The sequence below is a fragment of the uncultured Cyclobacterium sp. genome (assembly GCF_963977555.1).
GTDB lineage: Bacteria > Bacteroidota > Bacteroidia > Cytophagales > Cyclobacteriaceae > Cyclobacterium.
Genome location: NZ_CAXBPD010000029.1, coordinates 1 through 26,830, shown reverse-complemented (window position 1 = coordinate 26,830; position 26,830 = coordinate 1). Strand labels below are relative to the sequence as shown.

At 38.8% G+C, this 26,830-nt stretch carries 28 protein-coding genes; 5 read left to right on the top strand and 23 right to left on the bottom strand.

From position 1 onward, the window contains the following. Window positions 1-11: 11 nt before the first annotated feature. The 23 genes from AAC073_RS23690 to AAC073_RS23580 form a co-directional block, all read right to left on the bottom strand. Window positions 12-3,578 carry a TonB-dependent receptor gene (locus tag AAC073_RS23690; RefSeq protein WP_339926267.1) on the bottom strand — a complete coding sequence of 1,189 codons (3,567 nt, stop codon included), beginning with the start codon at window positions 3,576-3,578 and terminating at the stop codon, window positions 12-14. A 128-nt stretch (window positions 3,579-3,706) separates the two neighbouring features. Beyond that, window positions 3,707-4,780 (bottom strand): FecR domain-containing protein, encoded by a 1,074-nt coding sequence (locus AAC073_RS23685; RefSeq protein ID WP_339926266.1) that lies wholly within the window; start codon window positions 4,778-4,780, stop codon window positions 3,707-3,709. A gap of 107 nt (window positions 4,781-4,887) precedes the next feature. Next, window positions 4,888-5,493 carry a sigma-70 family RNA polymerase sigma factor gene (locus AAC073_RS23680; protein WP_339926265.1) on the bottom strand — a complete coding sequence of 202 codons (606 nt, stop codon included), beginning with the start codon at window positions 5,491-5,493 and terminating at the stop codon, window positions 4,888-4,890. Between the two features lie 462 nt (window positions 5,494-5,955). After that, entirely contained in the window at window positions 5,956-7,014 is a 1,059-nt protein-coding gene (locus tag AAC073_RS23675; RefSeq protein WP_339926264.1) for a prenyltransferase/squalene oxidase repeat-containing protein, read from the bottom strand. A 199-nt stretch (window positions 7,015-7,213) separates the two neighbouring features. Further along, window positions 7,214-8,032, bottom strand: coding sequence for a ferritin-like domain-containing protein (locus tag AAC073_RS23670; RefSeq protein WP_339926263.1), 819 nt, complete (start codon window positions 8,030-8,032; stop codon window positions 7,214-7,216). A gap of 24 nt (window positions 8,033-8,056) precedes the next feature. Continuing rightward, window positions 8,057-8,755, bottom strand: a complete 699-nt coding sequence (locus AAC073_RS23665) for a ferritin-like domain-containing protein (protein WP_339926262.1) — start codon at window positions 8,753-8,755, stop codon at window positions 8,057-8,059. Between the two features lie 332 nt (window positions 8,756-9,087). Beyond that, entirely contained in the window at window positions 9,088-10,653 is a 1,566-nt protein-coding gene (locus tag AAC073_RS23660) for a hypothetical protein (protein WP_339926261.1), read from the bottom strand. A gap of 38 nt (window positions 10,654-10,691) precedes the next feature. After that, complete coding sequence (locus tag AAC073_RS23655) at window positions 10,692-11,327, bottom strand: GyrI-like domain-containing protein (protein WP_339926260.1); 636 nt, start codon at window positions 11,325-11,327, stop codon at window positions 10,692-10,694. Between the two features lie 286 nt (window positions 11,328-11,613). After that, complete coding sequence (locus AAC073_RS23650) at window positions 11,614-12,246, bottom strand: NAD(P)H-dependent oxidoreductase (protein WP_339926259.1); 633 nt, start codon at window positions 12,244-12,246, stop codon at window positions 11,614-11,616. Between the two features lie 10 nt (window positions 12,247-12,256). Next, on the bottom strand, window positions 12,257-12,721 hold the full coding sequence (locus tag AAC073_RS23645; RefSeq protein WP_339926258.1) for a MarR family transcriptional regulator: 465 nt from the start codon (window positions 12,719-12,721) through the stop codon (window positions 12,257-12,259). Beyond that, window positions 12,721-13,146: a hypothetical protein gene (locus tag AAC073_RS23640; RefSeq protein WP_339926257.1), complete on the bottom strand. Its 426-nt coding sequence runs from the start codon at window positions 13,144-13,146 to the stop codon at window positions 12,721-12,723. The genes AAC073_RS23645 and AAC073_RS23640 overlap by 1 nt, the downstream gene beginning before the upstream one ends. Before the next feature lie 112 nt (window positions 13,147-13,258). After that, complete coding sequence (locus tag AAC073_RS23635; protein ID WP_339926256.1) at window positions 13,259-13,927, bottom strand: SCO family protein; 669 nt, start codon at window positions 13,925-13,927, stop codon at window positions 13,259-13,261. Next, complete coding sequence (locus AAC073_RS23630; protein ID WP_339926255.1) at window positions 13,920-14,459, bottom strand: toxin-antitoxin system YwqK family antitoxin; 540 nt, start codon at window positions 14,457-14,459, stop codon at window positions 13,920-13,922. Before AAC073_RS23630 ends, AAC073_RS23635 begins: the two co-directional genes overlap by 8 nt. Before the next feature lie 52 nt (window positions 14,460-14,511). Next, window positions 14,512-15,327 carry a YHYH protein gene (locus AAC073_RS23625; protein WP_339926254.1) on the bottom strand — a complete coding sequence of 272 codons (816 nt, stop codon included), beginning with the start codon at window positions 15,325-15,327 and terminating at the stop codon, window positions 14,512-14,514. 40 nt (window positions 15,328-15,367) lie between these two features. Continuing rightward, window positions 15,368-15,847, bottom strand: a complete 480-nt coding sequence (locus tag AAC073_RS23620) for a hypothetical protein (protein WP_339926253.1) — start codon at window positions 15,845-15,847, stop codon at window positions 15,368-15,370. After that, on the bottom strand, window positions 15,847-16,128 hold the full coding sequence (locus AAC073_RS23615) for a hypothetical protein (RefSeq protein WP_339926252.1): 282 nt from the start codon (window positions 16,126-16,128) through the stop codon (window positions 15,847-15,849). The genes AAC073_RS23620 and AAC073_RS23615 overlap by 1 nt, the downstream gene beginning before the upstream one ends. A 20-nt stretch (window positions 16,129-16,148) precedes the next feature. Continuing rightward, window positions 16,149-16,751 carry an RNA polymerase sigma factor gene (locus AAC073_RS23610; RefSeq protein ID WP_339926251.1) on the bottom strand — a complete coding sequence of 201 codons (603 nt, stop codon included), beginning with the start codon at window positions 16,749-16,751 and terminating at the stop codon, window positions 16,149-16,151. A 66-nt stretch (window positions 16,752-16,817) separates the two neighbouring features. Beyond that, entirely contained in the window at window positions 16,818-17,834 is a 1,017-nt protein-coding gene (locus AAC073_RS23605) for a C-terminal binding protein (RefSeq protein ID WP_339926250.1), read from the bottom strand. Between the two features lie 67 nt (window positions 17,835-17,901). Further along, window positions 17,902-18,450: a dihydrofolate reductase family protein gene (locus AAC073_RS23600; RefSeq protein ID WP_339926249.1), complete on the bottom strand. Its 549-nt coding sequence runs from the start codon at window positions 18,448-18,450 to the stop codon at window positions 17,902-17,904. Window positions 18,451-18,604: 154 nt separating this feature from the next. Next, window positions 18,605-19,498, bottom strand: a complete 894-nt coding sequence (locus AAC073_RS23595; RefSeq protein ID WP_339926248.1) for a DUF6528 family protein — start codon at window positions 19,496-19,498, stop codon at window positions 18,605-18,607. An 81-nt stretch (window positions 19,499-19,579) separates the two neighbouring features. Then, window positions 19,580-20,287 (bottom strand): ZIP family metal transporter, encoded by a 708-nt coding sequence (locus tag AAC073_RS23590; RefSeq protein ID WP_339926247.1) that lies wholly within the window; start codon window positions 20,285-20,287, stop codon window positions 19,580-19,582. 79 nt (window positions 20,288-20,366) lie between these two features. After that, complete coding sequence (locus tag AAC073_RS23585; protein WP_339926246.1) at window positions 20,367-21,455, bottom strand: Ldh family oxidoreductase; 1,089 nt, start codon at window positions 21,453-21,455, stop codon at window positions 20,367-20,369. 134 nt (window positions 21,456-21,589) lie between these two features. Beyond that, window positions 21,590-22,219, bottom strand: coding sequence for a DUF1080 domain-containing protein (locus AAC073_RS23580; RefSeq protein WP_339926245.1), 630 nt, complete (start codon window positions 22,217-22,219; stop codon window positions 21,590-21,592). Between the two features lie 290 nt (window positions 22,220-22,509). On the opposite strand from AAC073_RS23580, the gene AAC073_RS23575 reads away from it, so the two are divergent. The 5 genes from AAC073_RS23575 (at window position 22,510) to lpdA (ending at window position 26,361) form a co-directional block, all read left to right on the top strand. Further along, complete coding sequence (locus AAC073_RS23575; RefSeq protein ID WP_339926244.1) at window positions 22,510-22,893, top strand: TraR/DksA C4-type zinc finger protein; 384 nt, start codon at window positions 22,510-22,512, stop codon at window positions 22,891-22,893. Window positions 22,894-22,895: 2 nt separating this feature from the next. Beyond that, on the top strand, window positions 22,896-23,456 hold the full coding sequence (gene scpB / locus AAC073_RS23570; protein WP_339926243.1) for an SMC-Scp complex subunit ScpB: 561 nt from the start codon (window positions 22,896-22,898) through the stop codon (window positions 23,454-23,456). Window positions 23,457-23,586: 130 nt separating this feature from the next. Further along, entirely contained in the window at window positions 23,587-24,630 is a 1,044-nt protein-coding gene (locus AAC073_RS23565) for a pseudouridine synthase (RefSeq protein ID WP_339926242.1), read from the top strand. A gap of 60 nt (window positions 24,631-24,690) precedes the next feature. Next, on the top strand, window positions 24,691-24,972 hold the full coding sequence (locus tag AAC073_RS23560; RefSeq protein ID WP_339926241.1) for a DUF427 domain-containing protein: 282 nt from the start codon (window positions 24,691-24,693) through the stop codon (window positions 24,970-24,972). A gap of 6 nt (window positions 24,973-24,978) precedes the next feature. After that, entirely contained in the window at window positions 24,979-26,361 is a 1,383-nt protein-coding gene (gene lpdA / locus AAC073_RS23555) for a dihydrolipoyl dehydrogenase (protein ID WP_339926240.1), read from the top strand. Window positions 26,362-26,830: the final 469 nt, after the last annotated feature.

Here is a 26,830-nt window from a genome sequence, read left to right as displayed (position 1 = left end):
TAGAGAGGAGATTAAAAGGTAACGTTCAAGCCCATAGAATAAATGCGATCCGCTCTGTAGTCTTTTCCAGTGCTGTCACGATATCCTCCAGAAGGCAAGGTTGGGTCCATACCTATGGGCAAATGGCTTAACGTTATGAGATTAGATCCTGAGAGGTAAACCCTTACTTTACTCAATCCAAATCTACTAATTACAGCATCATTAATACTGTATCCCAACTGAACATCTTGCAATCTTAAATAGGCGAAATTACCTAAATAACGAGAATTATAGGTTTGATTTTTAACATTAGAGGCATTGTCCTCATAAGGGCGTGGATAGAATGCATCAGTATTTATATTCGCATCTCCTTCATATAAACCTACATATTTAGTACCTGGAGTATCTCTGTAATAATCCAAGTGATCCCACTTTGGTTGAGACCAATTTGCTCGTCGAAATCCATAATAGGCATAATCATTATAATTCATGCCTTTATCACGTTTGGCAGTACCTTTCCACAACATGGAAAAGTCAAAGCCTTTATAATTGGCTCCAAAATTAACCCCAAATTGATAATGTGCACTGGAGTTACCAAGAAGCATTAAATCCCCATGGTCATCGATAGTATTTTGACCATTGTTTATTACTCCATCACCATTAAGATCATCATATTTTACATCTCCAGGATTCCATAAATTATAAATAAAAGATTGGTCAGCATGATTGTCAATCTCTTGTTGAGACTGGAACAATCCATTGGAAGACCATCCCCAGATATCACCTACTTCTTGACCAACAAGCCAGGATCCTAAATAACCAGTGGGATTGTTATATTCTGTTACAACCGCCTTGGCATCATAGAGGTTAAAACCAACAAAATAACTTAAGTCAGAATTAACAACTTCCTTCCATTTTACAGACAATTCCCAACCTCTGGTTCTCAAGGCAGAATTATTAGAGCGTGGAACAGATGCTCCGAGTACCCCTGGCAAAGTCTCAGATGGGCCGATCATATCAGTAGTATTTCGCTCAAACCAATCAAAATTAACTCCAAGTTTGTTAGCAAGAAATTCCATGTCTATACCAATATTAGTAGTGGCAGCTTTCTCCCAAGTCAATGAAGGACTTACCAAAGAAGGCGTCAACGTGTATCCAACCTGTCCAGTTTGATTGTAACCAGGAAGCCAGTTAAGCAGGTTTTTAGAAAGTTGAATCAACGCCAAATCCTGGTAAGCAGATACATTTTGATTCCCTAGCTGACCCCATGACCCCCTAATTTTTAAAGTGTTGATAAAGCCTGATGATTGCGTCCAAAAGTCTTCATTACTCACAACCCAGCCGGCTGAAAATGAAGGGAAGAAACCCCATCGTTTACCTTCCAAAAACCTAGATGTTCCATCATATCTCACATTGGATTCTACAAGGTATTTTTCTTTATAGTTATAGGTTAAACGACCAAAATAACCTTCAGTAGCCCATTGACTTAATCCTTCATTGAGTGATGGATCACCTGTAGCGGTATTTAAAGAAATAATATCAGGTACAATTAAATTTCTAGCCTGACCTGTCAAGGAACGGTATTTGGCTGATTCATATTGTCCTCCTGCCATCACCATGAAATTATGGGATTCATTGAGACTCCACTCATAAGAAGAGAATATATTAGAACTCCAGTAATAATCACTTGCATGGTATTCATTGACCTGACTCGCTACCCAAGAACTGGTTTGTTCTCCGGTAAGCCAATTTTTTTCGCCAAATTCTCTACCATCATGCAGCCCATAAAAATCAGTGGATTGATAGGCAAAATCGGCATTAATTTTCCATCCTTTTAATGGTCTCAATTCCGTGCCTATGATTTGCCAATTTTCTGTAGTCTCATCATTACTCGCTCCAGCTTCAAAAAAGCTTTTCACGCTGCTCTGAACTTGATTCCCGAAACTATCGAACACTGCTTGCTTTGGTGCTGTGTTGTAAATAATGTGCAGAAGGGCATTGTACGAATCAATAGATTCAGGTCTTGCCCCAGTAGGGAAATGACGGTTGTTTTTCGTTAAACGCGTTTCAAATCTTAAATCCCACCAATCAGTCAGCGCAGTCTTAACTTTAGCAGTCAGATTATAACGCTTGTTATAATCATCAGCCCATGTAAAGGAACTTGCCTGATTTGTAAAACCTGCTGATAGGTAATAGGAAGTTTTATCAGATCCGCCCTGTACCGAGAAGTTATGAGATTGTCCCATATTAGGCCCAGTAGCCAGGTCCCAAAAATCATTGTTGGCATGACCGTCACCATTTCCACCGTGCCACCCTCCTCCAGGAGCAGGAAAAGCGGACCAGTTGGTCACATCACCAGCAGGAAAATCTGCAGGAAATTGTGCGCGTATAAAATCATAATCCCCTTCTTGATAGGCGATAACCCTGTCAATGGTTTCCTCACTAAACTTTAAGGAAGAGCCTTTGTTTAATGCTGCCTCGTTGAGTACACGAGAGTAGGTGTAGGAATCTAAAGTTCCTGGCAACTTAGCAGGTGTTACCAAATTCATACTTCCTGAATAGTTAACCCTTATCTTTGAATTCTTCTTACCAGATTTTGTTGTGATAAGCACCACACCATAGGGAGCTCTTGCACCATATATAGCGGATGCCGCAGCATCTTTTAATACAGATATAGATTCTATATCTTCTGGATTAAGGGAGTTCATGTCTCCAGGAAAGCCATCGATCAGTATGTATGGCGCTCCTCCATTCAGAGATCCAATTCCACGAATATCTATAGAGGCTTTTGCGCCTGGCTGGTATCCGTTGTCATCAAAACCAAAGTTCAACCCTGGCGTTGTTCCAACCAATAACTGGGAAACATTTGCCGCATGTCGGTCTTCTAACATGTCACTGGAAATTACATCCACCGATCCAGTCAAATTAACCTTCTTCTGCGTACCATATCCAACAACCACAAATTCATCCAATGAAGACATTTCTTCATTTAAACTTACGTCTAGGACGCTTCTATCGCCAACTGCAATCTGTTGTGTTTCAAAGCCTATAAATGAGAATACCAAAGTAGCACCCTCAGGTACTAAAAGTGAATATTTGCCATCAATATCTGTAGCAGTACCTATAGATGTTCCCTGAACAGAAACGGTTGCTCCAGGAATAGGCTCACCATTGGAATCTGAGACGATTCCACGAATGGTAATATCGACTTCAACCTTTTTTTCTTCACTATTTCTTTTGGCCACCTTGACGCTAATTCTATTGTCTACTTGCTTGAAAGAAAGTGTGTGGCTTGCAGCTAGTGACAACAACACATTTTCTAAGCTTTGGTGTTCTACCTGTAGGTTTACAGGAAGTGATGCATCTACCAATTCCTGATCATAGATAAAGAAAAAAGATGTTTCATTTTTTATCCTGTTAAAGGACTCTGTCAAGGACGCATCTTTGAGGTCTAAACTCAAATAAACTTCGCTAATATTCAGAGAACTTTGCCCCTTGGTTGGAGACGCGTACATCAGGTTTAGACACAACAGCTGCAGAAAGAAGCCGTATAGGTAATATTTCCCCACCATACTAAGTACATGTAATGATTTTTTCATAACTTTGAAAGTTTTATTGTGATTGATGGCATTAAAACTACAGTAGGAAGGTAGCCTGAGAACTTCCCTTCTTTCTGGCATTGGCCGATGAATTATCATTCATCGGCTTTTTACTTTATCTTCATAGGCTATTCACTTGCTTTAAATTGAATTAACACGGTTTTATTTTTCATCGAGAAATCGAAATTATAGGCATAGCCCAAACTCTCAAGAACATCTTTGAGGTAGGTGTTTTTTTTAAACTCACCAGAAATTCGCAGGTTATTGGAAGACATGTTTTTAACTTTAATTTCAGCAGCATACCAACGCTCCAGAACCTGAACAACTTCTTGAAAAGGAATCTTTTCAAAAACCAATACCCCTTCCTTCCAATTGAATGCTTTATCAATGTCAAACTTGCTTTTAATTAAGTTGTTATCGGTACCAATTACAGCTTCTTCACCGGGAATTAAATCAACTGATTGGCCTTCTTCAGCTAAATTTGATACCCTGACCTTGCCTGTAGCCAACTGCACCTGAATGCAATTTTCTTTATAAGAATTAATGTTGAAAGAGGTACCTAAGGCAGTAGTGATTATATCCCCGCTATGAACCCGAAAGGGCAGTAAACTATCAGAAGCCACTTCAAAAAAGGCTTCCCCTGTTAAATATATTTCCCGATGGCTCTGTCCAAATTCCCGTTTGAAACGCAACTCACTTTCTGCATTTAACACCACATTACTACCGTCGGAAAGCATTAAAGTAGATTTTTGTCCTTTAGGGTTGGTTTTAATTACCCATTCGTCAAATTGCGTTTCCTGCGCAATTGGTTTATTGTACTCTACTGATAAAAAGGCGTAAACCAAAACCAAAGAAAATACAGCAAGTATGGACCCTCCCAGAAATAGTCTTATTTTATTTTCAAGTCTACCACTATTAGAGGTGTATACATAACGGTTGGAATTTATCTTTTTTTCGTCAAGAGCTATAATCTTGTCTTTGATCGCTATGAAGGTTTTTTTCTTCCTACTTTCCTTCCATTTCAAAGCGGAAGCATCCATTTCCAGAAGAATGGTCCTTGCTTGACCCAATAACTCAACCTGAGTAGGGTTGGCATTTACCCACTCCTGCCAAAATTTTGCTTGTTCAGCATCATTATTAAGCACCCATTCCTTAAAGGATTTATCTTCTAAAAAATCTTCTATTTTTTCGTAGGACTTCATTTATCAAACATCTATAAATATAAGAGGGAGATTACTGGCCAATCTCACCATCCAATTGATGTTTTTTTAAATAAAATATTTAATTTTTATAATTGGCAGATGAAAAATTAGGCATCTACATTGATAAAACCGAACAAAACTACAGCCTTAGCTGTAAAATCGGACGAAGTAAGGAATTGCTTCATGGACTTAAGTCCTTTTAAAACTAAGTTGTAGAGTGAAGGAACTTTTATCCCCATCAACTCTGAAATCTCATCATAAGACAAGTTTTGCAAGTACTTGAGATAGATCGCTTCCTTTTGTCTATTGGATAAATTGTCTAAAGCGGAAGTAATCTTTCTGCTTGACATATGTGTAATTTGGTTTTCAATCAATATCTCTTGAAATGAATTCTGCCAAGCTACGCTTGAATGATAATCTTCCAGCATCTCATGTTTCTGATTTTCTTTTAGTCTTCTGAGCAGTTCTCTCCTGAAAGATGAAAATAAATAAAACCTGATGGAAGAGTGGATATGCAAGCTGGATTTTATCTCCCAAAGGTGTACGAATATGTCCTGAATAACATCCTCAATAAGCTCACAATCTGTAGTGAATTTCTGCCCGTATTTAAAAATACTATCAGAGTAAGAAGTGAAAACATATGCATATGCTTCTTGATCGGCAGATTGAATCAAACCCCACAATTCATAAGAACTCAGTTGTTCGTACTTCATAATAATTTGGATGTTAGGGTTTAAAACACTTAAAAATGTGGATAAAAAATTAAACTTCCAAATATCAAAATAAATTACCTCCAAATACTGGCTATTTCAAATACCCTTAAAAATAAAAAATAGGGCATATTTTAAGTGGATTGGAATGATTTATTAGTTAAAAAGGCCTTCAAGGTTTGGTTGTTTTATAATTTTCAATTATAACTTGAAATGAGAACAACTATTAGCCGCCAATACTAAAAAAAGACCCTCTCACCATCCAACTATGGCATAAAATTTTCCAAACCTCCAAAAAACCACCCCAGAAAACAAGTAGCAATAGGCGGACATTATCTTATTAATAGCTCCTAAAAAAAAGAAGCCCTTTCTATTAGAAGATTTGATCAAATAAGAGAAAGGGACTTCAAAGGCCAATGCAAACCCGACTGTTAAATTTGAGCTTGATAATCCAATCGTCCTATATTAAATTAAACAATTGTAAGTTTCATCTGGATTCATCAAATGTCCCCATCCATAAATCTCTTCATTTTCAATTCCCTTAATTGGTTGCAAATAGCCACTTTCTACAAGTGCGCCTACATGAAAATATACCGCATCTACATCTGAGGGTTCATTTCCAGGGAAATGACTAAAACCTCCGTCCTCTTTTTGACACTTTAGTATCCATTCATTCGCTTTTCGATAAGCCTGCTTTATTTCCCTTTTCCGATTCGCAACTCCGCCGACCTGCTTAAGAACAAACAAGGCATCATAAACTGCGTGAACATCCCAGTCTGGTTGATGGAGTGACCAAGAACCATCTTCTTTTTGGTCTTTTAGTACCCTTTTCACCATTTCTTCCGCTAAAGGTGTTTCCTCACCAATTAATCGATAATAATGAGCTGCATGAAAAGTGGAGGCCACGTGATCCCCAATATACCCATCTTCTGTTTGGTTATCCATTAAATACCCTCTCATTTTCTCATCGATATTCGATGGCATTTCCGACCTCCATGCACTGTAAAATAATGCAAAAAAGCTGGTCGTGTATAGCGGTAAGTCTTGAAACCTGTTCCCTTCAAAGAAATAGGTAATAACTGGAGTCGGATCATATTTTGGCTCAATTCCTAATATTTTTAATGCCGCAACACTTTGTACGGTATTGTATAATTTGGCAAGCGGCAATTCCATGTCTCCTTCCCCTGTAGGTGCATAAAATGCACCATCTTCTTTTTGACAGGAAAGGAAAAAGTCTATGGTTTCTTGCTCATAGGGCAATTCCCAGCCAAAGGTTTTATGAATGACAACTGCATAGGTAGGGGCTGCAATGCCAGAAAACTTTGTATCTGAATTACCTGCATAATCATTGGCTTTTCCTGGTCTAAAAGTGCCATCTTTATTAGCAACTTTTTGAAAAAATGAGCGAACCCCATCAAGCACCTTCTTTTGATTGTCGATCATCAAAAAGTCAAAATCGCCCATAGCTACTCCTCCAGTTACTACGGGTAATAATTGCAATACTTTTCTTCGGCTAAAATTCATATTTAATGTTTTAAAAATTTTGAATTTGATTCATTCTCAACCGCGTAGAATTTTTTTCTACCGCTAACAGATTGAAGGCGAAATATGCAATCTTTCCCTCAAATTTGAACACTAATTCAGCATATTTTAAAACAAAAAAAAGATGCCATCTCCCAACAGAGATGACATCCAAACACTCAAACCCAACTAATAACCTAAACTACGCTAAGAAAAGTGATGCAATTCCTAATACTTGATCTTTGTTCAGAGGCTCATCCCATCCTTCTGTAACTGCTGCAGAATCAATACCTGTCAGTTGAGTAACATCCACACCGCCATGGCTTACATTATCTTCGCCGGCATAAATCGCCTGAGTTGCAGCAGGTAATGTACCGATTGACGCCTCAGTTATCCAGCCCTTAATGCTGTCATGCCCTTTCTTGGTACGAAGTCTTCTCACCATCGAAGCGTGTCTGGCTTCTACAGAATGAATTGAAAGTGCAGCAGTCAATACCACATCATTTTCCATTACGTTGCCTGCTTGACCTTTATACGCCCTTACTCCAGTATCCTCAAAGGCTTGAGACAATGCCAGAAAAGTAGGGTAATCGGTAAAAGGGGAGAAATTTCCACCGGCAGTAAAGTCAAATCCTGGTTCCATTACAGGGGTTCCACCCAAAACATTCCCAACTACCTCCGTTAAAAAGTTAACGTGAGCCAACTCATGATCTCTGATTTTTTCAAAAATCGCCATATCTGCTCCTTCTATCACACCTGCGTCTAAGCCCATTTGATAGTACCTGTACTCCAGGTGCTCCAAAGTCAATGCATAATTCAACACACCAATGAGACTTTCAGTATCTGCTTTAGCTACTTTTGGCAAAGCGGACAAAATTCCTAGTGGAACCGCTGCCATAGCCATTTTTTTGCTCATGTCACCAAATTTGTGAAAAGCCTCTCTTCTAGAAAAAAACAATTCTTTTTGATCCGAATTTTGAGTATCCGGACACATTTTATCTAATAATTTTAATAAGTTCATGTCTATTTTAGTTTAGGTTAAATATTAGCTTGGCAATTGGCTGAAGTCAATTGGCGTGGTCACATAGGTGCTCGCTGCAGAAAGAACTTCTGAGAAGCTAAGTGTGCGCTCAAGACCATTGGAATCAATCAAATCATCCCCAGCAAAATCTACGGAACCTGGATTCAATAAATCCCTGATTGCTGCAGCATGTCTTGCTTCAACTGAAACAATCTTCCCCGCAATCAATAAATAGCCAGCATCCTGAATAAATTTTCCTGCGCCGTTATAGGCAGCTACACCTAAATCTTCGAAAGTTTTAGCCGCACTCAAAACAGACATTCTGTTATTAAAGTCAATTGCGCTAAAGTCTACTTCCAAATCTGCAATTGCAGAATTTCCTAATGCTGCTTTAAAAAATTCCTTGTGAGCTCTTTCATGTTTTTCAAGGTCCTCCATGATTTGCTTTTCTTCCGAACTGGCATTGGCAAAATAATCACCTTGTAATACTGTTGCGTAAAAAGCTGCTTCAAGTTGCTCAAGTGCATAGGCATAATTTAATATACCAATGTCACCAGACCCCAACATTACGCCTTCTTTCATTGGCGGCATATAATCATCTTCATCATTACATCCGACCATAAACAATCCAGCCGCGGCAATGGACAAAGAACCTTTTTGAAGGAACTTCCTACGATTGGCGTCTTTCACCAGTCCCTGCGGTTTAATCAAATCATTTTTCATTTTCTTAAAGTTTAGGTAAATAATTCGGTTTCGATTTCATCATAAATTGTCAATCGAATCGATGATTGATTTGTATGACTTATTTGATAAGAGTTACGAACCAAATGATGCCTTTGGATTTAGCAGGAGCTAAACTTTTTTATAAAAAATGGTTAGAAAGGGATAATTAACTATAAAAACCCTATTAAATCACGTTTAACAGGGTTTTTATCAAGCATTAAAATTTAAAAAAAAATCTTTTAAGCCCTAAAAGGTAGGGACAATTCACGTATTTTTAACTTAAAGGATCTTCACATCAAAGGCTAAATTTTATGGTTTTGATGAATGAGGAGCTATTCATAGCCATGGTAAAGGTACAAGGCCCCATACGTCCAATTTGGACCTACCATACCTGGATAATTAATTCTATCCATCATCAAAGCCACATAGCGGAATGGATATCCTTCAGGCAATTGTACCACATTTGGCCAAACTCTTGTTCCTGAAACCGCATCCCAAGGCGGTAGGTCCATTTTCAATGTTCCTACTTCCTCCAAGTCCGGGTAAGTATAAATAAAAATATCTCTCTCCGAACTCCCAGAAAAACTATACAAGCGCCCCCCTATTTTCTGAATGGATGTTCCTGTGGAATCATGAGCAACTGGTCCAGCGATCTTTACATACCCTTTGTTCCAATGATCAGACTCCATAACTATTGCTTTGTAACCACCTTCATTAACACAGGTCAAAATTCTCCATTTACCCACCTCACTGTCATAAAGAATATGTGGATCCTCCACATCCCCCACTACTCCGAAAGGAACTGCTTCCATCACCGAAAAACCAAACCTTGGATCTTTTTTACTTTTTACAGCCAGCAATTGCTTTTCTTCTTTTTCAATATTGGCGTAAGCACTAAAACCTGTAGTGATCCCTTTCCAACTATTATCCTTGCGGTCAAAAAAGATATGCGAGGCAACCTCATTTCTTAAAAGCCCATCCTGGCGATCAAAAAGAATGACCCCTTCTAGTTTAATATCGAAAACAGAAGGGTTCACACTGAACACTCCCTGAATATGATGTGGCAAGGCACGCCCTCTTATAGACATGGTGTACCACAAGCGCCCTTGATCCAAGAGCGGAGAACCATCCTCATAAGTGATTGCACGAATATCGGCCAAGCCCACTCCCGCCGTAAGCCCCATCAGTACCCTATCTATTTTAATTTCCCCTGAGCCAAGACCAATATATAGGTGTGATTGAAAAGAATGCAGGTATTCTTTTTTACGCAAATCTATTAAAGTATTGAAATCAGACTGGCCTATAACCTGTGGCAATCCCTCGTCTTTTAAATATAGCACCAAACCACTTCCCAGCATTTGCAGGTAAAGCGTTCCATTTAAGGAGGTATTTTCAGATAGGTTAACAGCGATGGATTCTTCAGTGCTCATACCGTCCTTGTCGGTAAAGTGTAGCCTTGCATCCTCCAGTTTTTGCGCGTTGAACTGCACCTTAATGGTTAATTTTTCTTTGGTATTGGTTCCGGAAAATGAAAAACCAATTGCTCCTTTACCAATACATGAGGCCAAATCAATTGAATAGGTAGCTACAGGATTAAAGCCACCAAACCAGATGTCTGTTTCCGTTTTTGCTTGAGATTGAACGACCAATTGACTGGCATTTATGGTAACATTTGAACTATCCCTTAGCAGGTGGCTAATTGGGTGCATGACAGAAAAACCTGTGATTTTTTCTGGCCAAATACCCGCGATAGGTATGGTCTGGTCCTCATCAAAAACCAACCTTTTGGAAGCTTGCCGGGTAAATTTTATTTGGTCAGGGCTGGTTTGTGCCTGAAGAGGAATTCCACATAGGCTCATCCATAGCATATGGAAACATACGAATTTAAACAATCTCATGGGCTATTAAATAAATTGGGTTACCGTTTTAAAACTTTTTAAGCATCACTTTTGACTTTGAACCTCAAAACCGTTTTTAATTTTTCGACTGGCACTTTTCTAAAATCGCTAAGGTATATTTCTTTATGGGTTTTCGAAAGTCTTTCCAAACCCGCTTCGTTCGCATAAGCATCCATTTTCGCAAAAGATGCCGCCTCATTGTCATAACTGCCTACATGCAACATCTGTATACAAGGACCTTCTTCAATAAGTTCAAACCTAGCACGCTCTAGTAAAGGCTGAGGCTTTTTCTTTTTTGTCACCGCCAATATCTCCTCATAAAAGGACTTTTGCACAAAATTGGGTTGACGGATCATTATGGCATATACCAAATCATTTTTATTGATGCTTCCATCAAACTTGGCCTTGGCCGTAGCGTTAATGTCCCAATCCCCTTCCAGTGGGTAAACGGTATAATCTTGATAGGCTTCCGGTGGATCACCGACCTTTTTGAGGGTCATTTTGATGGCATAAGACAGGGTATAGAGAACAGTAATACAATCCGAAAAATGCCTGCTATTTGGGTTTCCTTCACCAGAAATGCTGATAAACTTAAAGGCCGGGACTTTTATTTGTGACGGCTTGGCTTTGGGTAAATAAAGCTCTTTTTCGGATTTCCTCCATTCATATTTCATGGTGCATTTAGGTTGATTTTGCAAGAAACGATTTGATTCAGCCAGTCATTTTTGATTAAACCTTAATTTCGTTCAATTTACCCATTCCCCGATGAAAAGGAAAAATATTTATTCCTGATAAAAGGGAGGACACAATTCGGAATTTAATGCAGCAGTCACAAATAGTTATAAAAAACCCTCCCTCATTTTTTGAGCAAAAAAAAGAAGCCATTATAGCATTTCGCTACCATGGCTTCTTTTCAATTACCAATTAATAATCAAATGTATTCAATGGTTGAAGTCTTCATTAATCCAACACGGTCACCAAATCCGCTTTGCTTTTTCTTACTTTCTTAAGGTTTACCAACCAATCTTTTTCGCTGTCTCTATAGCCTAACGGAAGGACAACACAACTTCTAAGTCCTTTTTCTTTCAACCCTAAAATTTCATCAAGGGCATTAGGATCAAAACCTTCCATTGGCGTGCTGTCTACCCCTTCAAATGCAGCAGCGCTAATCGCCTGTGAAAAGGCAATATAGGCTTGCTTGGCAGCATGGTTAAAATTCTCATCAGCCGGCCTTTTCGGATAAGTAGCCAGCAGTTGCTTTCTGTAGTTTTCCCAACCTTCATTGGTAAAGCCTCTTTCCTCATTGGTGAGGTCAAACATTTTATTGATTCGCTCCTCAGTATAGGTATCCCATGCTGCAAAAACCAACAAATGAGAACAATCGGTAATTACTGACTGATTCCAAGCAATAGGTTTAATTTGTTCTTTAATTTCCTGGTTGGTGATCACTATCACTTCAAATGGTTGTAAACCACTCGAGGTCGGTGCTAGTGATATTGCTTCTATTATATTGTCCACCTTCTCCTGCGGTATTTTCTCGCCATTCATGGCTTTAGCCGCATATCTCCAATTCAATTTATCAATTAATTCCATTTTACTAATTCTATTTATTTTCGTTTTGATCGTTGTTTTTTGAAAGGATTTTCATCCAGTTATTTAACATTGTCCTCAGTCCAGCGATTTCATCTATTTCAATGCCTTCTGCGGATAAATTTTCAAGCATTTTTTCAGGGATAGGCAAGGCTTTAGTTTTCAATTTTACTCCTTCCTCAGTTAAGGATACAATAACACTTCTTTCATCTGCCTTTGACCGTAGCCGTGTGATTAGCCCCATTGCTTCAATTCGTTTAAGAAGCGGAGAAAGGGTATTGGTATCCAATAATAATTTCTCTTTGATCTGATTTACACTTATCCCATCAGCCTCCCATAGTACCATCAACACCAGGTATTGTGGGTAAGTCAGGCCCAGTTTGCTTAAAAAAGGCTTGTAAGCCTTTGTTATCAGCCGTGAGACAGAATAAAAAGGAAAACAGATTTGATTCTTTAACTCTAAATGTGAAGCGTCCATCAATTCTTAGTTTTTTTTGATCGATAATCAGCCCATGCTCCTGATGACCAAAGGGCCCATACAATAAGTACTGGCTGGAAGAAAAGACGAATTAAACGTGCCCTATCAGAATCCAAGGCCCCGAAAGCATCTTTTCCGTCAAGGTATTGGGCCACATTCCCTGGGAAAACCAAGAGAAAAAATGTAGCAAGCGCCCATCCAAAGTTCACCCGCTGTCTTTTCCAAAAGGCCAATCCAAGCCCGAGTGCAATTTCTACATAGCCTGAAAGCACTACAACCAAATCCTTGCTGAAAGGCAGCCAATCTGGAACCTGCGCCTGAAAATCAATTCTATTAAAAGTCAAATGACTAATTCCAGCATAAACCATAAATGCCGACAGTATTAGCCTGAAAATATTTTGTATCAATGAGGTCTGATTTTTCATTTGTATATTTTTAATCTTGCACGTTTATATCGTAAACGATACAATAATACAAAAGGTTTCTTAGGTCTAGTTTATTTATGAAATATCAGTTGTTTTGGAGAAAAACCACCGCTTAATGACCAAGCAATTCAGCTTGAAGTGTTGCTACGTCTGCGATCATTTGATTGATCGCAGTTTTATTAAGTCCATTGTATATGCCCCTAATATGCCGCTTACCATCAATCAGTAAAATATTTTCGGTGTGCAAAAAATCTTCAGGTCCTTTTTCTAAACCCATATCTTCTTCCACAAAAAATTGATTTCTACCTAAATCATATATAACCTCCCTATTTCCAGTAAGTAAATACCAATCTTCACTCGGAATCCCATTTTTATCTGCATATTCCTTCAATTCTGGAACACCATCCATTTCAGGCGTTACAGAATAGGAAAGTAACTGCAACTGCTTTTTTTCTCTCAATTGCTTTTGAACCAAATCCATATTGGCCATCATTTTGGGACAAATCCCAGGGCAGGTGGTAAAGAAAAAATTCACGATACTGATTTTATTGTCAAATACTTCTTCCGTGATGGCATCGCCCAACTGGTTGACCACAGAGAATTTGGGGATATGATGAAAATTTTTGGGCACTTCTTCCCTGCTGGAAAACCACTGAGGGGTGAATGTCGCTTCTTCGTAATATGGTAAGGTCTCAATGGTGGATTGATCTACATTATTATCCTTACTAGCTTCGCAAGCTGTAGCCATTAAAACGATCAATACAATTGTTAATTTATTCATCTATCGCAATATTTTCATCTACCAATTCGTAACACAAACTCGCTCTTTTTAAACCATAGATACGGCCATCCTTGGCTTCATAATTCACGAAAAGTTTCCCATTTTCTCTCCATGCCTGCTGCAGTCCCTCCTCCTTACCCTCAACAATATGAAGCACTTTAAAGAGTTGCCCGCTGATGTACCATTGTTTTTGTACCCCATGGACCACACCGCGATGAAAATTAGCCATAGACCTTTGTTTTCCATTAGACCACCAAGATTTAACCACGCCATTCAGTTTGTTCGCTTCATAGTTGGCTTCAAAACTCAATAGGCCATTTTCGAACCATCGCTGCAGCACCCCATCTCTTTTGCCATTTAAATAAGTAATTACTTCTGACACTACTCCATTTGGATAGGTGGCTATACCTGCCCCAGTAAATGGTTTTTCCATATAATAAACCATCCCTCGATTGGGATTTAGTACAAGCTCCTCCACTGAAACCGCCTTATTCACTAATTTAACTGGTTTTAAAGTATTATCACCAGACATTCCTACCGGAGTATAAAACCCTAGATTTAGCAAGGAGAACCAGAATATTTGTTTAACGAATAGCATTCGGACTGCCTTGATAATTCCCTGGAAAAAGGATATAATACTTATTTAAGTACAACTCATTTTGGATATGATAGTGGTATTCCTCCTCTTCATTGTACTTGGTGATGGATGTATGTCCACCCGAATCATCAAGATCATTGGGATAAGCTCCTATACTCACACATTTCCTGCCGTACAAAAAGAATCCATCTGAAATAATTCCGATTAGATTATCGTCATTATCTGAAAAAGCAAGAGGTTCCAAATGGTAGTGATAGCTTTGAGGGCCTGTATGTGCCCCGTTATAATCTAGGGAAGGGGCGGCATCATCCAAAGGTACACTTGGCCCCTCTTCGTCATTGTAAATCATGGATCCGCTAACAGCGATCCCTATAGGGCCTAAACCTGTAGATGATGTAGAAGATGCTTTCTCAGGAATAGCTGGAACAATAAGTGTATAAGCCCCATTAAAATCATCGATATTACCTGGAGCCATTTGCCCAAAAGAAGTGAAGGTAGGATTTACGAACAAGGGATGGTTAAAGGTGGCTGCTTGAGTTACAAGAACACTTCCTCTGGGGTCTATTGCCACTCGCTTGGTAGTATTGGACCAATAAGGCGAAGGATGATTGGGGAGCCCATTGGATTCTATAATAATTTCATCTCCTTCTAAAATTATAGTGGTATTGACTTCATCAAAGGCCCTAAAAGCGGCAGGTAATTCAGTTAGCATTTTGGTTGAAATCACTGCTTTGTTATCGCAAGAACAAGACATTAAAACGATGCTTAGGACTGCGATCTTACTAAAAACAATTTTCTTCATGACTATAGTAATATTTATTGCTATAGACGTGAGATGGTGATCAATCCCTCGGTATTGGTGGCATATTTCCTCTTTCTCCTAGCAAAACCTGCTGCACTTCGCTGATAATCTCATTGAATGCCTCCTTTTGTTCTTCTTTGCAAAGGTTTTTTAGCTCCTCAAAATGAGCATAGGTCATGTCAATTTTTTCTGCTTCTTTAAGCGCAACAGCATTTAATTTTTCTGCTCTAGCCACTTCATCCACCACTGGCATTTTCAAAAACTCAAAATATTCTTTTACCAACTCTTTTTGTTGCTCCTCTATCATTGCCATTCCCTTCTGGTGGTTCTCAGCTGATATAAAAAAGCTTTTCTTTTGGGATTCAGAAAGATTAAGTTCATTACTAATTTTAAACATTAAAGCACCCTTTTCTTGAGGTCTTGAAAAAGGTGGCCTGGGATGGTTTAACATCACAAAGGCAAGTACTCCGTTGATAATCAACAGACAAAAAAAACCAATTTTAAATATCTTATTTTTCATCAGTCATAAATATTATAATTTGTAATCAAACCAGTGTAGGCAGATTCTACTTGTTCGGTACTTTCTTGGTAAGTAAAGTAATTGTTCAACACAAAAACATTTGCACAAACAAGTAGTAGCATAACCGCCGCCACAGCCATCCACTGCCTAGGGTTCTTGGCCATTTTACTCCTTTTTTGATCAGCCAATTTCTTCTTGATAGCTAACAAGCTATCCTTGGGTGGATGAACCTCTTCCATCCCTTGCAGGCTATCCATGATTTTGTTTTTCCAGGCTTCCATATTTTCTTAGACGTAATGTATCATTTTTTCCCTCTCTCAGGATAAAATTTTTCAAGCTTTATTCTCATTGTAGCCTTTGCTCTCTGCAATAGGGACTCTACAGACTTCCTACTGACCTTCATGATGTCTGCTACCTCTTGTTGTGGCAAGCCATCTATCTGGGTAAGGATAAATACAGTTTTTTGGTTTTCCGTCAGTTCATCCATTACACGAAACAATAGCTTCGCATCTTCGGAGTTTTCCATCTTTACTCCCGGATGGACAAAATCTATGGGTTCTATTAGAATTTCACCAGAGTCCTTACTAAACAGGGAGGAGAAAATACCTTTTCGTTTTAGACTGTTCTTTTTGCGAAGAAAGTCGAGACTCTTATTAATGGTAATCCTATAAATCCAAGTACTGACAGAAGAATCGTTCTTGAATTTTGAGGCAGAATTATATAAAGTAATAAAAACATCCTGAAGTAGTTCTTCAGCATCTTCCTCATTTTTTGTATAACTGAGCGACGTTGAATAAACCTTTGCTGCATATTTATTGTAGAAATAGTCAAGTGGCTTTTCATTGCCATTTGCCATTTCCATAAGAAATTGGGCTTCATCATTTATCTGTCGCACATTTGTCATTCAGGCTTAATCTATACTATAATTTTTATAACCATATTTTTTATAAAAAGGCAAAAAATCACCAAGCTAAACTTCAAGTATTGTTTTGAGGTGTTTTTGGTTTTGAAGCCTTGGATCTTTGGATTTAATGTATACTGGTCTGTTTTCGACAACTTCTGCACACCTTTCCAAAGTTTCCCTTTCAAGCCTAGCCATGGCCTCTTGGGTATAAAAGGTAAGATGGGGAAATAAAATCACATTATCCAATTCATAAAGTTCTTTCAAAGGATGGGATTCTTGATTTAGAGGTTCCTTACTGTACACGTCTAAACCTGCGCCTGCGATCTGTCCATTGATCAGACTTTCCACTAAAGCCACTTCATCTATCAAGGCTCCACGCGCAGAATTGACAATAATCGCTGATTTTTTCAATACAGCCAATTCTTCCTTACCAATTATATGCTTGGTTTCATCATTTAACACCGCATGCAAGGAAATAAAATCACTTTGTTCGAGCAGAGAATGCAGTGATTCAATTTTTACAATTCCGTTTTTTGATAAATGTTCCTCTGATTTATAGGGATCATATCCAATTACCTTTGCCCTGAAGCCCAAACCAGCCATTTTTGCCATACTACTTCCTATCCTACCACAGCCAATTATTCCCAGTGTTTTCCCTGCTATGTCCTGAGACATCCATTGTTGAGTAGGCCAGGCCCAGGAGAACTTTTTCATTGTGTTTTGGATGGTTGGCATTTTCTTGACCAACGCCAGAAGCATCGCAAAGGCACCTTCCGCGACCGTCTCTTCTGCGTATTCGGGAATATTTACAACCACTATTCCCTTTTTATTGGCCGCAGCAATGTCTATGGCATCTATCCCTACACCGTATTTGATTATGGCTTTAAGCTGTCTAGTACCATTTATTACCTTAGCGCTAATTGTGGTGTAACACATCAATAAAATATCGCATGTTTCTATTTCATTGCAAAGGGTTTCCTCAGACACCGTTTCTGGAAGTAAAACCAACTCATGCCCCTGCTCTCTTAGTACCTGATCTACCATGGGAAGCTCAAGTTCCATGTCCGTTCTGACTATTTTCATCTATTAGGTATCTTCAGTAATTAGAATTTACTTCTTTAAAATTGACTAAGGGAAAATTGCTTCAGATTTAACTTTCTTTAATATCATTGTTCAGATCATAAGTTAAAATTTGCAAGCCTTCATGGAAGGATTCTATTGAAACAAGTTTCAGTTTTGCTTGGGTCTTTGACCCGCCAAAAAGTGTTTGCCCTTGCCCTAGAATTATGGGGTTGACTTTTAATTTGACCTGGTTTATTAAACCATTGTCAAGGAGCCATCCAGCGAACCGCCCGCCTCCGCATAAATAAACATCAGTATCGGAATTACTGATGACATCTTTTACGTTTTTAATTTCCAATTGTGACAGGTGAACATTTGGCGCCAAAGTAGAGATTTGTAGATTATTGGAGAAGATGTAATGTTCCATATGCGGATAAGGCGCCTGTCCAGGTTTTAAGCCATACTTGTATCCAAACTCGTAGGTTTTCCTGCCCATAATTACCGTGTTGAATTTCATCAAATCCTCCTGGTATTTGGCTACCCCTTCCCCTTCACTTAGAAACATACCAATGTCCTCATTTGGGCCAGAAATGAAACCATCTATAGACATGGCTACATAATAGATTAGTTTTTTCATGATAATAGTTTTAAGTTAACAGATAAGCCAGCCATCAAATTTAAAGCATATATTGATTTCGCATAAAACCTAAAACCCGAAATTCGCAATCGTCCTTCTATTTCGGAATGGAATTAGAAAATAGGAAGCCTTTGCTTAAAAATCAATTCAACATTTATAGCACCCTGACTTTATACAATTTCATATCATTCACCACTAATGTATCCTTAGGGTTGGAGAAATAAATATGGTGTGTCCACCAACTTATCTCTCCTTTGGTATAAACTAGCGCTTCTGTTTCAGCATTATAATTCACTGATTTTACATGCCCTATTCCCTCAAGGGGCTCAAAGGGCGTAAAAAGGGAAGTAGAAATATCAAATTGCCACACACTGTTGGTTGTTGTCAAAAGCAATCGTCGATCACTTGTAAGAAAAAGGTCATGACCACTTTCATCAGGAATCTCCCATTCGTTCACTTTGGCTAACTTGGGTTGCGCGCTCTCCCAATCACTTAGCTTGTATTCCCTTAACTGATCAAATCCCAGAGCAAACAAACTGTTCTTCTCTTCGTCCCAAACCGCACCATGCCCAGAATAGAGGCTATCTGAAAAAAGTATTTCATCTGGCTGGTCGACATCGTAAAGTCGGATTGCATTCCCATTTTCGGCAGTGGAAAGCGCTACTACTATCCTTCCTCCGGGAAGAAATTCCGCAGAATGGGCATTGGGAACCCGTGCGTAAAAGACAGTTTTTTTATCCTTACGGTTTACCAAGGCAACTCCTCCACTCGAAGAAGTTATTAAAAATTGGTTCTCTCCCACAGGCTTGCAATCATCAGTACTATTAAAATACGCGTGGAATTCCTCGGGTAAACCCTCAGAAATAGAAGCTGACCATTCCCAAACCTTGACAAGACTATCCTCGTACGATTTTACCCTATCGAAAATGACTACGTTCTCATCCCCACATGCGATAATCTCTAGTGGGTCTTGGTCTAAAGCACTTACGTTCTTTTCAGTACACGAAGAGAACCACAAAATCAAAAATAGTAAAGAAAGTAACCTCATGGTAAAGTTGATTTTTAAATTTAAGCCAAAGCTTCTCTTAAAGTTAATATAAAGTCAATCAAAGGATTGATTAGATTCCCCTCAAATTATCTTTTCACCAATAATACCAACCAAAAACCCTATTATGGCACCCAAGGAAGAAAGATAATTGTTTTTTAGCTTACTTTCAGGAATGATGTCTTGAATCAACAAATATAAAATCCCTCCACTTGCGAAAACCATTAAGTAGGCAGTTAAATCTGGATAATCACTTAAATAAAAATGCCCTATCAAGGCGCCTATCATACCAGAGAAACTCAGGAAAAAGAAAATGAAAAGGGTTTTACGAATAGTAAAACCACTCTGAACCAACTCCCTGAAGGAATTAAATGCTTCAGGAAGATTTTGCAAACCTATAATGACGGCCAATAGTGTTGCCATTTTTGGATTAATTGCAAAAGTGGCACCTAAGGCAATGGATTCAGGGACAAAATCCATCATCATCGCCAATAATGTGGCAACTTGCCCACCTTTTTTCGCCAAATACCAATCAATAAACATAAATAAAATCGCTCCAATTAGGAAGGTGCCTACCAATGGAAATAATTCCAGTTTCTCCATTCCCTGTGGCACCAAGACCAATGCCAGGGCTGACAAGATAATCCCTGCACCAAAAGACATCAGTGCATGTATAATCTCATATTTGATTGCCTTTTCTTTGATATGGTGATTAAAATAATTGGCCAATAAACCACCAATAAAAACGGTAATTCCTGAAAAGCCTGAGAAGAGAATGATTTTAATTAACATATAACAAAGTTAGCTTATCCTTAGAATTTCAATAGCAAGCAGAAAAAGGGGGCAAAAGAGGTTCCGGATTAGAAATATATCAAGGTAAGGACACATTGCATGACTGAGAAATGGTTTTTAACTGGTCCATAATAACTGGATGAACTGGTATCCCTTCGTTGATTCTAATAGAATAGGCTTCTCGCTCAGGATCCCCGGGCACAAGTACTTTGGCATCTACGTTAGCAGCTACTGCATTCCTCATGGTAACAATCCAATGATCCATACTTTTTTTGAAGTCTGCCAAATCCCTAAATCCTTCTATGTCCCAGGCGGTAAAAAAGTGACCGATTCCTTTCCCTACCTGTATTTCAGGCATAGTAGAGTGGATTGCAAAAGGAGTGGCAAATGGCCCCCAATTGGCACCACTCAAGACTGAAGTGAGAATATCAACGGCCCCTGCCAAACAATAACCTTTGTGACCAGAGCCCTCTTTAGTGCTTCCTAAGGGCAACAAAGCCCCACCATTGATCATTTCCTCAGGACTGCTTGTAGGTAGGCCATTTTTATCAAGACACCAACCTATGGGTACATTTTTACCTTCCCTTTGAGCAATCTCAACCTTTCCATAGGCAACGGTGCTACTTGCGAAATCGATGACTACTTCTGGCTCATGCAGTGATGGAAATGCAAGTGCAATGGGATTTGTTCCAAGCATTTTTTCCCTTCCATTAAATGGGGCTACTCCTTTAGTGGTATTGGTCATGGATAAGCCGATAAAATCTTCCTTTACAGCCATAAGCGGATAATAACCTGCAGCTCCATAATGGTTGGTATTGCAAACAGCAATGGAACCTGAACCATGTTGATGGGTTTTTTCTATTGCAATGTCCATGCACTTGGGTCCAACTACCAAGCCCAAACCGTTGTCACCATCAATTGTGGCTACCGCATGTTTTTCTCTAAGCACCTTTAGTTTTGGTCTTGGGTTCACTCTGCCAGCCTTAAGCAAATCAAAATACGTTTTAAGTCTGGCGATGCCATGTGAATCTATACCATGTTCATCACTATAGGCCAGGACATCGGCAGCCAAAGCAGCCTCGTCATCAGGAACTCCCAAGGATTTAAAAACGCTTGTGGTAAATGTTCTAAGGGCCAAGTGATGGATATGGGTATACGCGCTGGACATAGTTTATTGGTTAAAGATGGGCCAGAATACCTTTAAAATAAAATTTCGGCAGGACAAAACAAAAACATCCGGCTAACCTAATGGCTAGCCGGATGCACAATTTTGTATCTAAATATTGGTTGAATGATCCCCCATTAAGGTAATGGTTTAATCATGATGTCTTTATAATAAATCAAACTTTTCGGATCATGGGCTTGAAGGGCAATTGTTCCGTGGCTTAATTTTTTTCCACTGTCACCAATTTCTCCTCTATCTGTTTTCTCATTGAATTCATTGACTACTTTACCGTTTATTTTAACGGTGATGTTATCCCCTTGAACAATGATGTGCTGCGTATACCATTCGTTATCCTTCACATAAGTCTCCTTTACATCCTTGAAGCTATAGACACTTCCAGTTTTTCTCCAGTCTCCTTGGGTTTGGTTTACTTGGATTTCATAACCTTTACTTGGCCATCCATCTTCTTCAAATTCGGAGTGTATAAAAATTCCTGAATTGGCTCCAGGCATGGTTTTCACCTGCATTTTTAACTCAAAGTTCTTGAAATCATGTTTTTTATATTTTCCTGTATAAAACATGTGGGACCTAGGGCCTTCCACTTTCACCACTCCATCTTCAATACTAAATGAATCAGGGTTTTCGCTAAAAGACCAACCTTTAAAAGACTTGCCATTAAAAAGCTCCTTCCAGCCTTTATCTGCTTTCTGGGCAGAAACATTTAAGGAGATAAATGCACATATAACAATTGCTATGATTCTTTTCATTAGGTATATTTTGGTATATTATTATTTAAGCGTTCAAATTAATACTTTCTTAGGGATATTTCAAGTAGAAAAAGTGAAACGCAATTCATTTTTTTTCAACTAAATTATTCCAAACAATTTGATAGCAGAATGGAAAATAAGGAAATATAAAAGACAATTTTCTTTCTTTCATCACCTCTTTTAAAATTAAATTAACTTAGAAAGTAATTACATAACAGTATCCTCAAAAATAAAATTTTTGATTTCAGATTACTCACTGTAATTTAGGGAAATTTTTAAAGTAATGTTTTATGAGCCAGGTAGAAAAAACCAGTTATTCCAAGGATGAGCTTTTGGAATTTGAATTGCTTATTAATGAAAAACTGACAATCGCAAAAGATGAATTGAATCAGCTAAAGCGCTCACTCAGCAAACAAAATGACGGAGGGACTGAAAACACAGCCTCCACTTCAAAATTGCTGGAAGATGGGGCAGACACACTGGAAAGAGAAAATTTAAGCCAATTGGCTGCCAGGCAGCAGAAATTCATAATAAATCTTGAAAATGCATTGAGGAGAATAAAAAATGGCACTTACGGCGTTTGTGTAGATACTGGTAAAATTATCAGCAAAGAGAGATTGAGGGCTGTCCCTCACACCATGCACAGTATAGAAGCAAAGCTAGGTAAAAAATAACAGTGGATTATTTACCGCGCCATATAGAAGCCCTCGTATTCTGTTCTGGGGAACCTCTGGGAATAGTAGAAATCCAGAAATGTCTTGCAGAAATGTTTGAGACTGAAATTCCTATGGCTCATCTTGAAGAAGCTTTAGAAGTGTTGACTAGAAAATACACCTCAGCCGATTATTCTTTCAGTTTGGAAAAAATCGCTGGGGGCTATCAATTTTTAACCAAGCCTGCCTACCTAAGTAGTGTAGCCATCCTTCAAAAACACCAGTCTCAAAAACGACTTTCCAATGCCCAATTGGAAACCCTCGCCATCATTGCCTACCGCCAACCGATAACAAAATCGGAAATGGAACAAATCAGAGGAGTTAATTGTGATTACTCTGTTCAAAAACTCCTAGAAAAATCTTTGGTCGCCATTAAAGGTAAATCTGAAGGACTGGGAAGACCCATAATTTATGGCACCAGCCCCAAATTCATGGAATATTTTGGCATCAATGACTTAAGTGAGCTTCCACAGCCTAAAGATTTCAAGGCTGAAGACAACGAAATAGGAAATCAAACCGATTGATTTTAAATTTCTATGTTATTTATCACATAAATAACACTAAATTTGCACCCGCTTTAAAAAGGGGCAATTCACCTTATAATTAGGCGTTTACATTCTATTATTTTTAATACAGCAGAGATGCTGCAAGATTATGAAAAAATTCAATAATAAAACCGGGGATTCTTCAAAGAAATCCTGGGGAGACCAAAAGGAATCAGGCAAACGTAGCTCCTATTCTAAGAAAAAGGACAGTACTGACAAGGTTCCTGAAGAGAAAAGTGAATACAAAGGTAGGGGACGAAACCAGAAGCCTATGTTTGGTAAAGCCGAAGACAGGGACAGGAAGAAAAAACCTTTTAAAAAGCCATTCTCTCCTCTTAAGAGTGGTAAAAATAAAACAGACGAGCAACAACCTGTATACAACCTAAAAAGCATCCAAAAAACCTCCCAAACGGATGCGGATGAAATTAGACTTAACAAATTTATCGCCAATGCTGGCATTTGCTCTCGAAGAGATGCGGATAAACTCATTGAAAAGGGTGAGATTTCTGTAAATGGGAGTATCGTAAAAGAAATGGGCTACAAGGTCCTTCGAAAAGACCGGGTAGAATACAAAGGGAAATCTATCCGTCCTGAAAAGCCCGTTTATATATTACTTAACAAGCCAAAGGATTTTATAACCACAACTGATGATCCGTTTGAGCGAAAAACGGTTATGCACCTGGTCGAAAATGCTTGTGAAGAGCGTCTTTTTCCAGTAGGAAGGTTGGACAGAAACACCACAGGTTTATTACTTTTCACCAATGATGGAGAGCTTTCTGCTAAACTTACTCATCCTTCTTATGAGATCAAGAAAATATACCAGGTAACGCTCGACAAACCTATAGGTAAAAATGATGTGGATGCTATATTGGAAGGCGTAACACTGGAGGATGGTCTCACTGAAGTGGATGACCTTCAGGTGCTATCTAAAGACAGAATGATTTTAGGTATTGAAATTCATTCGGGGAAAAACAGAATCGTTCGAAGAATTTTCGCTCATTTTGGTTATGAGGTAAATGCACTGGACAGGGTGACTTTTGCCGGGCTAAGCAAAAAAGACATACCACGAGGGAAATACCGATTCTTGGACGAGAAAGAGGTAATTAATCTCAAGTTTTTAAACAAAAGGAAAAGTAAAAAGCGACCTATATAGGTCGCTTTTTTGTTTCTAGCACGGATTTGGCTATATTATTTTAAAATAAATCCAAGCAATATGAAAGCCATCTGGAAAGGAAAAATTCTCGCTGAGTCCAATGAGACTGTTTTTTTAGAAAACAATCACTATTTCCCTAATGAATCCTTAAATAGGGAATTTTTCGAAATATCTCAAACTACTTCTGATTGTCCTTGGAAGGGAAGGGCCAATTATTTTCACATTCGCATAGGTGAGGATACCAACCGCGATGCGGCATGGCATTACCCCGCTCCAAAGGAAGCTGCCAAAGAAATCAAAGATTACGTAGCTTTTTGGAAAGGAATAGAGATTAAAGAATAGAGAGCTATGAAGAAGTACAATGCGATCATTATCGGTGCCGGCCAATCGGGAATGCCACTAGCGAAAAAAATAAGTGCAAAAGGCTTGTCTGTAGCGCTCATTGAGAAAAGGGTCATTGGAGGCACATGTATAAATGACGGCTGTTCCCCTACCAAAACCATGGTGGCCTCTGCAAGAGTGGCCCATCTGGTGGGCAGGGCTGAAGACTTTGGTGTCAATGTAAAAAGTTTCTCTATTGATCAAAAAGTCATCAAAGCCCGTAAAGACCACATTGTTACTACCTTTAGGGGAGGGGCTGAGAAAAGCCTTAAAAAAGCAGAAAACGTAGACATCATCTTAGGAAAAGCAACCGTTCTTTCCTCCAACAAAGTAAGCATTGACCGCGAAGGTGCGGAGGTTCTTGAAATTTCTGGCGAAAAAATATTCCTCAACACGGGGTCTTCTCCTTTTGTCCCGGAGATTGATGGTTTGAAAGAAACCCCTTACTTGACGAGCAGCAGCATCATGGAGCTCGAAGAAACGCCTGAACATCTGATTATCTTAGGTGCAGGATATATAGGCCTTGAATTTGGGCAGATGTTCAACAGGTTTGGGAGTAAGGTCACCATTATCGACAAAGCTTCTAGGCTTGTACCCAAAGAGGACAAGGATGTTTGTGAGGAAGTTTCAAAAATATTTAATGAAGAGGGCATTGAAACAATTTTAGAAGCTGCTGTTACAAGGGTAAACTATGAAAACAAGCAATTTAAAATTTATCTGGAAGACAATACAGGGCCAAAAATGGTTGAGGGCAGCCACTTACTGGTAGCTACAGGAAGGAAACCCAACAGCAAAGACTTAGGTCTTGAAGCCATAGGTGTTAACCTAACCAAGAAGGGTCATATAGCGGTGAATGAGACTTTTGAAACAAGCGTTCCAAACATCTATGCCCTAGGAGATGCGGCAGGTTCACCCCCTTTTACCCATATGGCTTATAATGATGCTCACATTGCTTTTAGGAGCATTTATGAAGGGGATAAAGAAATATCATCAAATTACAGGCTGCTTCCCTACTGTGTATTCATCGATCCTCAATTGGCAAGGATTGGACTTAATGAGCAAGAAGCCAAAGAAAAAGGCATCTCCTATAAGGTAGGTAAATTTTTTATGAAGCATGCCGGTAGGGCACTGGAAACCGATGAAACGAATGGTTTTTTTAAGGTAATAGTGGATCCGGAGAGCAAGCAGATTTTAGGTGCTACTATATTAAGCCTGGATGGAGGCGAGGTGATGGCGGTGCTTCAGATGGCCATGGTGGGGAAGTTAACTTATGATAAAATACAAAACCTGCCTATAGCGCATCCTACATTGGCAGAAAGCCTGAATAATTTAATGATGCAAATTGAGTGAATTCCATTAACAACTAATTGTTTTAATGATGGTTGTGTAATACCCCCCTTCAAGGTGGCTAGGGAAAGAGGATTTTCAGAAACCCCAAAGGGGTGCCAAGATTATAGCAAAATGGTACCTGAAAAATAAATGAATCCCGTAGGGATGGTATTATAAATTTAGCCAATCCAGCAAAAAATAAAATAAAATAAGTGGCAGGTATAATTTTACCCTTTGATGGCTTTAATGCTGTCACCCCTTTGGGGTTTTGAATTTGATGCGATTTTTAAATCTATAATCCTGTCATCCCTTTGGGATTCGATTTTGTAAATTTGTGTTAGTACTTCCTATGAATAAAATTTAAAACGGTAAACTTTTTTCAGGACGGGTCAGTTTTATACTGTAAACCTATACCAGTACATAAATAATAATATGTACTTAGGGTCTGCTGAAAAACTCAGACAATCTAATCTATAAAAACCCAGTCCAG

What these genes read in the sequence shown, in the direction of transcription:
- AAC073_RS23680 (WP_339926265.1), bottom strand. Translation starts at nt 5,493, where the DNA reads ATGAAGTACGAACAACTGAGTTCTTATGAATTGTGGGGTTTGATTCAA.
- AAC073_RS23575 (WP_339926244.1), top strand. Translation starts at nt 22,510, where the DNA reads ATGAGCCAGGTAGAAAAAACCAGTTATTCCAAGGATGAGCTTTTGGAA.
- AAC073_RS23670 (WP_339926263.1), bottom strand. Translation starts at nt 8,032, where the DNA reads ATGAACTTATTAAAATTATTAGATAAAATGTGTCCGGATACTCAAAAT.
- AAC073_RS23625 (WP_339926254.1), bottom strand. Translation starts at nt 15,327, where the DNA reads ATGAAGAAAATTGTTTTTAGTAAGATCGCAGTCCTAAGCATCGTTTTA.
- AAC073_RS23600 (WP_339926249.1), bottom strand. Translation starts at nt 18,450, where the DNA reads ATGAAAAAACTAATCTATTATGTAGCCATGTCTATAGATGGTTTCATT.
- AAC073_RS23565 (WP_339926242.1), top strand. Translation starts at nt 23,587, where the DNA reads ATGAAAAAATTCAATAATAAAACCGGGGATTCTTCAAAGAAATCCTGG.
- AAC073_RS23660 (WP_339926261.1), bottom strand. Translation starts at nt 10,653, where the DNA reads ATGAGATTGTTTAAATTCGTATGTTTCCATATGCTATGGATGAGCCTA.
- AAC073_RS23675 (WP_339926264.1), bottom strand. Translation starts at nt 7,014, where the DNA reads ATGAATTTTAGCCGAAGAAAAGTATTGCAATTATTACCCGTAGTAACT.
- AAC073_RS23585 (WP_339926246.1), bottom strand. Translation starts at nt 21,455, where the DNA reads ATGTCCAGCGCGTATACCCATATCCATCACTTGGCCCTTAGAACATTT.
- AAC073_RS23605 (WP_339926250.1), bottom strand. Translation starts at nt 17,834, where the DNA reads ATGAAAATAGTCAGAACGGACATGGAACTTGAGCTTCCCATGGTAGAT.
- AAC073_RS23620 (WP_339926253.1), bottom strand. Translation starts at nt 15,847, where the DNA reads ATGAAAAATAAGATATTTAAAATTGGTTTTTTTTGTCTGTTGATTATC.
- AAC073_RS23590 (WP_339926247.1), bottom strand. Translation starts at nt 20,287, where the DNA reads ATGTTAATTAAAATCATTCTCTTCTCAGGCTTTTCAGGAATTACCGTT.
- AAC073_RS23645 (WP_339926258.1), bottom strand. Translation starts at nt 12,721, where the DNA reads ATGGACGCTTCACATTTAGAGTTAAAGAATCAAATCTGTTTTCCTTTT.
- AAC073_RS23630 (WP_339926255.1), bottom strand. Translation starts at nt 14,459, where the DNA reads ATGTCTGGTGATAATACTTTAAAACCAGTTAAATTAGTGAATAAGGCG.
- AAC073_RS23655 (WP_339926260.1), bottom strand. Translation starts at nt 11,327, where the DNA reads ATGAAATATGAATGGAGGAAATCCGAAAAAGAGCTTTATTTACCCAAA.
- AAC073_RS23610 (WP_339926251.1), bottom strand. Translation starts at nt 16,751, where the DNA reads ATGACAAATGTGCGACAGATAAATGATGAAGCCCAATTTCTTATGGAA.
- lpdA (WP_339926240.1), top strand. Translation starts at nt 24,979, where the DNA reads ATGAAGAAGTACAATGCGATCATTATCGGTGCCGGCCAATCGGGAATG.
- AAC073_RS23580 (WP_339926245.1), bottom strand. Translation starts at nt 22,219, where the DNA reads ATGAAAAGAATCATAGCAATTGTTATATGTGCATTTATCTCCTTAAAT.
- AAC073_RS23690 (WP_339926267.1), bottom strand. Translation starts at nt 3,578, where the DNA reads ATGAAAAAATCATTACATGTACTTAGTATGGTGGGGAAATATTACCTA.
- AAC073_RS23665 (WP_339926262.1), bottom strand. Translation starts at nt 8,755, where the DNA reads ATGAAAAATGATTTGATTAAACCGCAGGGACTGGTGAAAGACGCCAAT.
- AAC073_RS23615 (WP_339926252.1), bottom strand. Translation starts at nt 16,128, where the DNA reads ATGGAAGCCTGGAAAAACAAAATCATGGATAGCCTGCAAGGGATGGAA.
- AAC073_RS23650 (WP_339926259.1), bottom strand. Translation starts at nt 12,246, where the DNA reads ATGGAATTAATTGATAAATTGAATTGGAGATATGCGGCTAAAGCCATG.
- AAC073_RS23640 (WP_339926257.1), bottom strand. Translation starts at nt 13,146, where the DNA reads ATGAAAAATCAGACCTCATTGATACAAAATATTTTCAGGCTAATACTG.
- AAC073_RS23685 (WP_339926266.1), bottom strand. Translation starts at nt 4,780, where the DNA reads ATGAAGTCCTACGAAAAAATAGAAGATTTTTTAGAAGATAAATCCTTT.
- AAC073_RS23635 (WP_339926256.1), bottom strand. Translation starts at nt 13,927, where the DNA reads ATGAATAAATTAACAATTGTATTGATCGTTTTAATGGCTACAGCTTGC.
- AAC073_RS23560 (WP_339926241.1), top strand. Translation starts at nt 24,691, where the DNA reads ATGAAAGCCATCTGGAAAGGAAAAATTCTCGCTGAGTCCAATGAGACT.
- AAC073_RS23595 (WP_339926248.1), bottom strand. Translation starts at nt 19,498, where the DNA reads ATGAGGTTACTTTCTTTACTATTTTTGATTTTGTGGTTCTCTTCGTGT.